This window comes from Paenibacillus forsythiae T98, from assembly GCF_000520735.1.
Taxonomy (GTDB): domain Bacteria; phylum Bacillota; class Bacilli; order Paenibacillales; family Paenibacillaceae; genus Paenibacillus_AQ; species Paenibacillus_AQ forsythiae.
In genome coordinates this window covers 1-6,177 of the sequence record NZ_ASSC01000868.1, presented here as the reverse complement: position 1 = coordinate 6,177, position 6,177 = coordinate 1, and the positions used below count along the sequence as shown (strand labels likewise).

General features: G+C 58.8%; 8 protein-coding genes. All 8 read left to right on the top strand.

Annotated features, from left to right (window positions below; all coding sequences use genetic code 11):
* The coding region (locus L692_RS0126255; protein ID WP_025702854.1) for an SDR family oxidoreductase at nt 1-663 on the top strand (663 nt) is incomplete at its 5' end.
* A gap of 76 nt (nt 664-739) precedes the next feature.
* Entirely contained in the window at nt 740-1,717 is a 978-nt protein-coding gene (locus L692_RS0126250) for a 2-hydroxyacid dehydrogenase (protein ID WP_025702853.1), read from the top strand.
* Nucleotides 1,718-2,007: 290 nt separating this feature from the next.
* Nucleotides 2,008-2,229 carry a DUF2933 domain-containing protein gene (locus L692_RS0126245; RefSeq protein ID WP_025702852.1) on the top strand — a complete coding sequence of 74 codons (222 nt, stop codon included), beginning with the start codon at nt 2,008-2,010 and terminating at the stop codon, nt 2,227-2,229.
* Between the two features lie 46 nt (nt 2,230-2,275).
* The gene (locus L692_RS0126240; protein WP_025702851.1) at nt 2,276-2,989 is read left to right on the top strand and encodes a response regulator transcription factor; all 714 of its coding nucleotides are present in this window, start codon (nt 2,276-2,278) and stop codon (nt 2,987-2,989) included.
* Nucleotides 2,979-4,388: a sensor histidine kinase gene (locus L692_RS0126235; RefSeq protein WP_025702850.1), complete on the top strand. Its 1,410-nt coding sequence runs from the start codon at nt 2,979-2,981 to the stop codon at nt 4,386-4,388. The genes L692_RS0126240 and L692_RS0126235 overlap by 11 nt, the downstream gene beginning before the upstream one ends.
* Complete coding sequence (locus tag L692_RS0126230; RefSeq protein WP_025702849.1) at nt 4,385-4,585, top strand: hypothetical protein; 201 nt, start codon at nt 4,385-4,387, stop codon at nt 4,583-4,585. The genes L692_RS0126235 and L692_RS0126230 overlap by 4 nt, the downstream gene beginning before the upstream one ends.
* 122 nt (nt 4,586-4,707) lie before the next feature.
* Nucleotides 4,708-5,421 (top strand): 5-oxoprolinase subunit PxpB, encoded by a 714-nt coding sequence (gene pxpB / locus L692_RS0126225; protein WP_156940597.1) that lies wholly within the window; start codon nt 4,708-4,710, stop codon nt 5,419-5,421.
* A partial coding sequence (locus L692_RS0126220) for a 5-oxoprolinase subunit C family protein (protein ID WP_025702847.1) occupies nt 5,418-6,177 on the top strand: 760 nt, incomplete at its 3' end. The genes pxpB and L692_RS0126220, both read left to right, overlap by 4 nt.

Below are 6,177 nucleotides of genomic sequence, written 5' to 3'. Positions count from 1 at the left end.
GGAGCGGATATCGTGTCCGTCCAGCGCAGCGGGGAGTGCCCGGAAACGGCGGCCAAGGCGGAAGCGCTGGGACGCCGCTGTTACGCGGTCGCCTGCGATTTGGCGGAGCTGGAGACGGGGGAAGAGCTGGCCGCCAAGATTGAGGACCAATTCGGCCCTGTCGATATTCTGCTCAACAACGCGGGCATCCAGCGCCGCTATCCGGCTGAGCAATTTCCTGTCGGTGAATGGGATCTGGTGATGCAGGTGCAGCTTCGTTCGGTATTCATGCTGTGCCAGGCGTTCGGGAGACGGATGCTGGAAAGAGGTTCTGGCAAAATCATCAATATCGCCTCGCTGCTGTCCTTCTCGGGAGGCTTAACCGTACCCGCCTACGCGGCTGCAAAGGGAGGGGTCGCCCAGTTGACCAAGGCCTTGGCCAATGAATGGTCCTCCCGCGGAGTGAATGTCAACGCCATTGCGCCCGGGTATATGGCAACGGAGATGAATACAGCCCTGATTAATGATGCCGTACGCAGCGGGCAGATTATGGACCGGATTCCGTCCAAGCGCTGGGGCTCGCCGGAGGACATGGGCGGGACGGCCGTCTTTCTCGCTTCCGATGCCGCGCGTTATATTCACGGACAGATTATTTGCGTGGACGGAGGCTGGATGGCCAGATAGCTTGCGGCCGTACAGAATCCATCCGTATTTTTGCGATATGCCCAAATTTAATTATAGGAGAAGGAGACGATCTTTCATGTCAAAAGCCCGTGTCTATGTTACCTATCCGCTGGGGGACAATATTCTCGCTCTGCTGCGCGAGCAATGTGAAGTGGAGATGAATCCGGAGGAGCGGAGCCTCAGCACGCAAGAGCTGATAGGCAAAGCCCGGGGCTTCGACGCCGTGCTTACCGTGTCCGCCCAGGTTAATGAAGAGGTGTGCCGGGCGCTTGCTCCTGGCTGCAAAATCTTCGCCAATTACGGTGTCGGCTACAACAATATTGATGTCGAGGCCGCTTCCAGACACGGCATTTATGTCAGCAACACGCCGGATGTTCTGACCGATGCGACGGCGGATTTTGCCTTTGCCCTGCTGCTGTCCGCCGCGCGGCGGGTTGTGGAATGCGACTCGTATGTGAGAGCCGGCAAGACGAACTGGGGACCGATGAATCTGATCGGCGCCCAGGTTAGCGGCAAGACGATCGGCATCCTGGGCGGAGGCCGGATCGGCAAGGCCGTGGCGAAGCGCGCCCAAGGCTTCAATATGCAGATACTGTACACCGACCAGGCGCCGAATCCTGATTTCGAGGCTGAAACGGGCGGGATTTACGCCGATAAGAACACAGTGCTCAGAGAATCGGATTTCGTATCCGTTCATGTGCCTCTGCTGCCTTCCACCCGCCATCTGATCGGAGCGGAAGAACTGGAGCTCATGAAACCGAGCGCCATCCTGATCAACGATTCGCGTGGCCCCGTCGTCGACGAGCAGGCGCTGGTGGCCGCGCTTCGCGGCGGCGTCATTGCCGGAGCGGGCCTCGACGTGTTCGAGGCCGAACCGGAGCTTGCGCCGGGACTGGCCGAGCTGCCGAATGTGGTGCTGGCTCCCCATGTGGGCAGCTCCACCACCGAAGCGCGGGTGGCTATGGGCGAGCTGTGCGCCCGGAACATCTTCGCGGTGCTCGGCGGAGGAGCGCCGATTACCTGCGTAAATCCGGAAGTCGGCGTCAAGGCCTGAGCAGGCTAGGCCGCGCCCGGCGCAGGTCCCGGCTGCCAACAAATCCCCCTGCCGCTGTATAACAAAGCCATCCCCGGTCCCGGCGGTGGCTTTGTTTTTTTGCCGTATCCTGAAGCCGCCGCGCATTCTTGCCTTTAAGATCGGTGACCCTGTTGATTCCGGTCAAAGGTTAAACGATAATGAGAAGACGAAATGGCGGTTTGGCGGAGGCCCCACATATTTTCTACATAACCCGCGATTATAATGAACTTGACTCTTAAAAAGTTTATATAAGACGGGAGAGACAAAGGATGAATTGGTCTTCGCTGCTGGTGCTGGTATGTCCGCTGATGATGATCTTTATGATGTTCGGGATGAAGGGAATGCATGGACATGGGCACGGTAAGAATCGTTCGCATGGCGTATCCGCACCGGATGCCGATGTCCGGCGGGAGCTTGACGAGCTAAAGGTGCAGAACGAGCAAATGAAGCGGGAGCTTGAGCGGCTGGCCGCTTGCCAAAAAGCGGAATAGTACAAAATTTGCAGCACAGGCAACCGTAAAAAAGAAGGTGACGATAATGGCGCAGCTCCGTGTGCTGGTTGTGGACGATGAATGGAATATGCGAAATCTGCTGCGCATTTATTTGACGAAGGAAGGCTTCCGGGTCAGCGAGGCTTCGACGGGACGGGAGGCGCTGACGCTTATCGGCACCGGGCATTTCGATATTATGCTGCTTGACGTGATGATGCCCGACATGGATGGCTGGCAGGTATGTGAAGCCGTCAGGGCGAAGGACAGCGTGCCGATTCTGATGCTGACCGCCCGCTCCGAGACGAAGGACAAGGTCCGGGGGTTTGAGATCGGGGCGGACGATTATCTGACCAAGCCGTTCGAGCCGGAGGAGCTGGTCGCCCGGATGCATTCGCTGATCCGCAGAGCGTCCCTGGCGCAGCAAGCGGTTCCCAAGGAGCTGGTGCTGGAATTTCCGGGGCTGGCCATCCGTCCGGATGCCCGTGAGGTGTCCGTCATGAATTCCGGGGTCGAGCTGACTCCGAAGGAATTCGATCTGCTGGCGGTTCTGTCCGGGAACCGGCAGCGCGCCTTCAGCCGGGATGAGCTGGTGGAACGATTGTGGGGCATGGACTTTGAGGGCGAAACCCGGGTAGTGGACACGCATATCAAGAATATTCGCGAGAAGCTGCAAAAGGCCGGACTCGGGTATAACCCCATTCAGACGGTTTGGGGCGTGGGCTATAAATTTCAGGCGCCCGGTGAAATCCATGAAAAATAATGTAATCGGCCTGAAGCTCGGCCTTGTCATTTCCGGTCTGGTTCTTGTTGTGCTGCTGTTTCTGGGCGTGGCTGTCGACCGGATGTTCACCAGCTTTTATTCTGCGAATATGAAGACGGAAACGGAGGAGCTGGCCTCCCATTTCACCGTTATGGCCGAATCCTCGGAAGAAGACACTGGCAAAATGATGGGGACGTTCGCTGAATTTTCGGCAGTCACCATCTATAATGTGCGCCGGGACGGCAGCGTTATTAAGCACTCGGGCGTACAAGATCCGGCCTATCTGTCTTTTATCCGTCCCCTGGAGGTGGGCCGGATTTTTGCCAGTCAAAAGGTGAATTTTTTCTATGAAGACCCGGCGGGCGGGCGATATTTCGTCGCGGGGCAACCCATAGTGCGAGACGGAAAGGTTGCCTCCGCTCTGTATATCCTGGCTTCAACCGAAACGATGGACCGGTCGCTGGCAGGGGTGCGGAATCTGCTGGTTCTGTCGGGAGTCGGAGCGTTTCTGCTCGCCTTGGGCAGCACCTGGATTATTGCGCAGTTTCTGTCGCGCCCGCTGCTGCAGATGCAGAAGGCCACCCGGAAGATTGCCGCCGGGGAGCTGGAGACGAGAGTGGATATCCGGAGCAGGGACGAGATCGGCGCGCTGGCCGGGGCGATTAACGATCTGGCGGTCGATCTTCAGCATTACCGGGATACGCGGCAGGAGTTTTTTGCCAACATTTCACATGAGCTGCGGACGCCGATTACCTATCTGGAAGGATATGCGAATGTGCTCAAAGACCGGCTGTACGCGACGGAAGAGGAGAAGGACCAGTATCTTGGCATTATCTACATGGAAGCGCGGCGGATTCAGCATCTGGTGGACGATCTGTTCGAGCTGGCCAAGATGGAGGAAGGCAAAATAACCCTCGCGCCGGAATGGATCGATTTGGCGGAGCTTATGGAGCAGGCAGTCAATAAGGCGAGGCTTAAAGCCGCAGACAAAGCGCTGAAGCTTGAGTATACAGCCGAAGGAGCGCCGCAATGGATGTACACGGACGGGGCCCGGATGGAGCAGATTGTGCTAAACCTGCTGGAGAATGCGATCCGGTACACCGAGAAGGGAACGGTCAGTATGCGATTGTCGTTCGAAGCGGGCGGGGTGAAGCTTGCCGTTCGGGACACGGGAATCGGAATCCCCGAGGACGAGCTGCCTTTTATATTCGAGCGTTTCTACCGGGTGGAGAAGTCGCGTTCCCGGATGCATGGCGGCACGGGTCTGGGGCTGTCCATCGTGCATAAGCTGACGGGGCTGCTCGGAGGAGCGATCACCGTTGCCAGCAGACCGGGAGAAGGCACCTGCTTTGAACTTTATTTTGATCTGCGGCTGAGGCCGGGGAAGGATCGCGTATGAAAAAAATCGAATGGCTGATTGCGATTCTCCTGATCGGGATGGGGATGCTGTGTATGAGCGTCTCGGCGTTATCCTTCCGCAGCATGCCCCTTATGCATTTTGGGGAGCGGATGATGAGGGTGTTCGCCTGCGTCGGGCTGCTGGCCGTCATTCTGCTGCTGCTTCTGGGTTGGGTGGCGTTCAGGAAGAAGCGGTAGCTTTGGCTGAAAAAAGGTTTACCTTGGCCGCGGTCATCCCTTATCCTAGAGGGAAACAGGCAGCGCGGTTCGTTCGCATACGGAGCGGACAACAGCTGTCCATAAAAAGGGGGATGCAAGCGATGGCCTGGTCTTTACACCCTTTGGGAGACTCGGCGGTTTCAGTCGAATTTGGCCGGAGTATCCGTGCGGAGATTCACAAAGAGATTAGCGCGGCTGTACAGCGGATTGAGCGTGATCCCTTCCCCGGCTTTATCGAATGCCTTCCTTCCTTCACTGCGGTAACCGTGTACTATGATTTGGCGGCGCTGCGCATTCCGGAGCCGAACCGGACGGCCTTCGGCCATGTTTGCTCCATCCTGCGCGATAAATTGTCCCGGGCAGAGAATGGCCTGCAGATCGAAAGCGAAAGGGTCATTGACATTCCGGTCTGCTACGGCGGGGAATTCGGCCCGGACCTTGGGCTGGTGGCGGAATGGAACGGTCTGTCCGAAGAGGAGGTCGTGTCGATTCATGCCGGAGGACAGTATCTTGTACATGCGATCGGCTTTGCGCCGGGCTTCCCCTATTTGGGGGGAATGCCGGGCACGATTGCCGCGCCGCGCAAGGAGACGCCCCGGCTTCGCATCCCGGCGGGCTCGGTCGGCATCGCGGGCGCCCAGACCGGAATTTATCCCATCGAGACGCCGGGAGGCTGGCAGATTATCGGCCGGACGCCGCTTGAGCTGTTCCGGCCGGATAACTCGCCGCCGACGCTGCTTCAGGGCGGGGATACGATCCGGTTCCGCCCGATTGGACCAGAGGAATACCGGGGATTGCGGGGGATACAGCCGTGAGCATCAGAATACATAAACCGGGTCCGCTTGCAACGGTTCAGGACCTGGGAAGAACGGGCTATGGCAAATACGGGATTATCGTCGCCGGAGCGATGGACCGCTCCGCCCACCGGATCGCGAACTGGCTGGTCGGAAATGAGGATTGCACTGCCGCGATTGAAATTACGCTCTCGGGCTTTGCCGCCGAGTTTAGCCAGGATCACTGGATTGCGGTGACGGGAGGTCATATGACTCCCCTGATCGATGGGAGGGATGTCCCGATGTGGCGTCCCGTGTATGTGCGCAAAGGGAGCACGCTGGTTCTGAAGCGGCCCGTTTCCGGCTGCCGGGCTTATCTGGCGGTGTCCGGCGGACTGGATGTCCCCGAGGTGATGGGCAGCCGCAGCACCTACCTGCGCGCGGGGATCGGCGGATTCGAGGGAAGAGCGCTTGGAGCGGGAGATGAGCTGCCCATAGGGCCCGCCCGCCAGGCGGCTCCGGCGGCGAACCTTGGCGGCGACTCCTTCCATGCCGTTTCCTGGTCCGTTCCCTGGTCGGTGCTCCCGGCCTACCGCCCAAGTCCGGAGATACGGGTGATTCGGGGCCGGGAATGGGAGGACTTCACCCTCCGCAGCCGCGAAGCGTTTCTCGGGTCATCCTATAAGGTGACTCCCCAATCGGACCGGATGGGGTATCGGTTAAGCGGGCTGTCCCTCAAGCTGGAATCGCCGCGTGAGTACCTTTCCGGCGGCGTGACGCTCGGGACGGTCCAGATTC

What these genes read in the sequence shown, in the direction of transcription:
- L692_RS0126250 (WP_025702853.1), top strand. Translation starts at nt 740, where the DNA reads ATGTCAAAAGCCCGTGTCTATGTTACCTATCCGCTGGGGGACAATATT.
- L692_RS0126245 (WP_025702852.1), top strand. Translation starts at nt 2,008, where the DNA reads ATGAATTGGTCTTCGCTGCTGGTGCTGGTATGTCCGCTGATGATGATC.
- L692_RS0126240 (WP_025702851.1), top strand. Translation starts at nt 2,276, where the DNA reads ATGGCGCAGCTCCGTGTGCTGGTTGTGGACGATGAATGGAATATGCGA.
- L692_RS0126235 (WP_025702850.1), top strand. Translation starts at nt 2,979, where the DNA reads ATGAAAAATAATGTAATCGGCCTGAAGCTCGGCCTTGTCATTTCCGGT.
- L692_RS0126230 (WP_025702849.1), top strand. Translation starts at nt 4,385, where the DNA reads ATGAAAAAAATCGAATGGCTGATTGCGATTCTCCTGATCGGGATGGGG.
- pxpB (WP_156940597.1), top strand. Translation starts at nt 4,708, where the DNA reads ATGGCCTGGTCTTTACACCCTTTGGGAGACTCGGCGGTTTCAGTCGAA.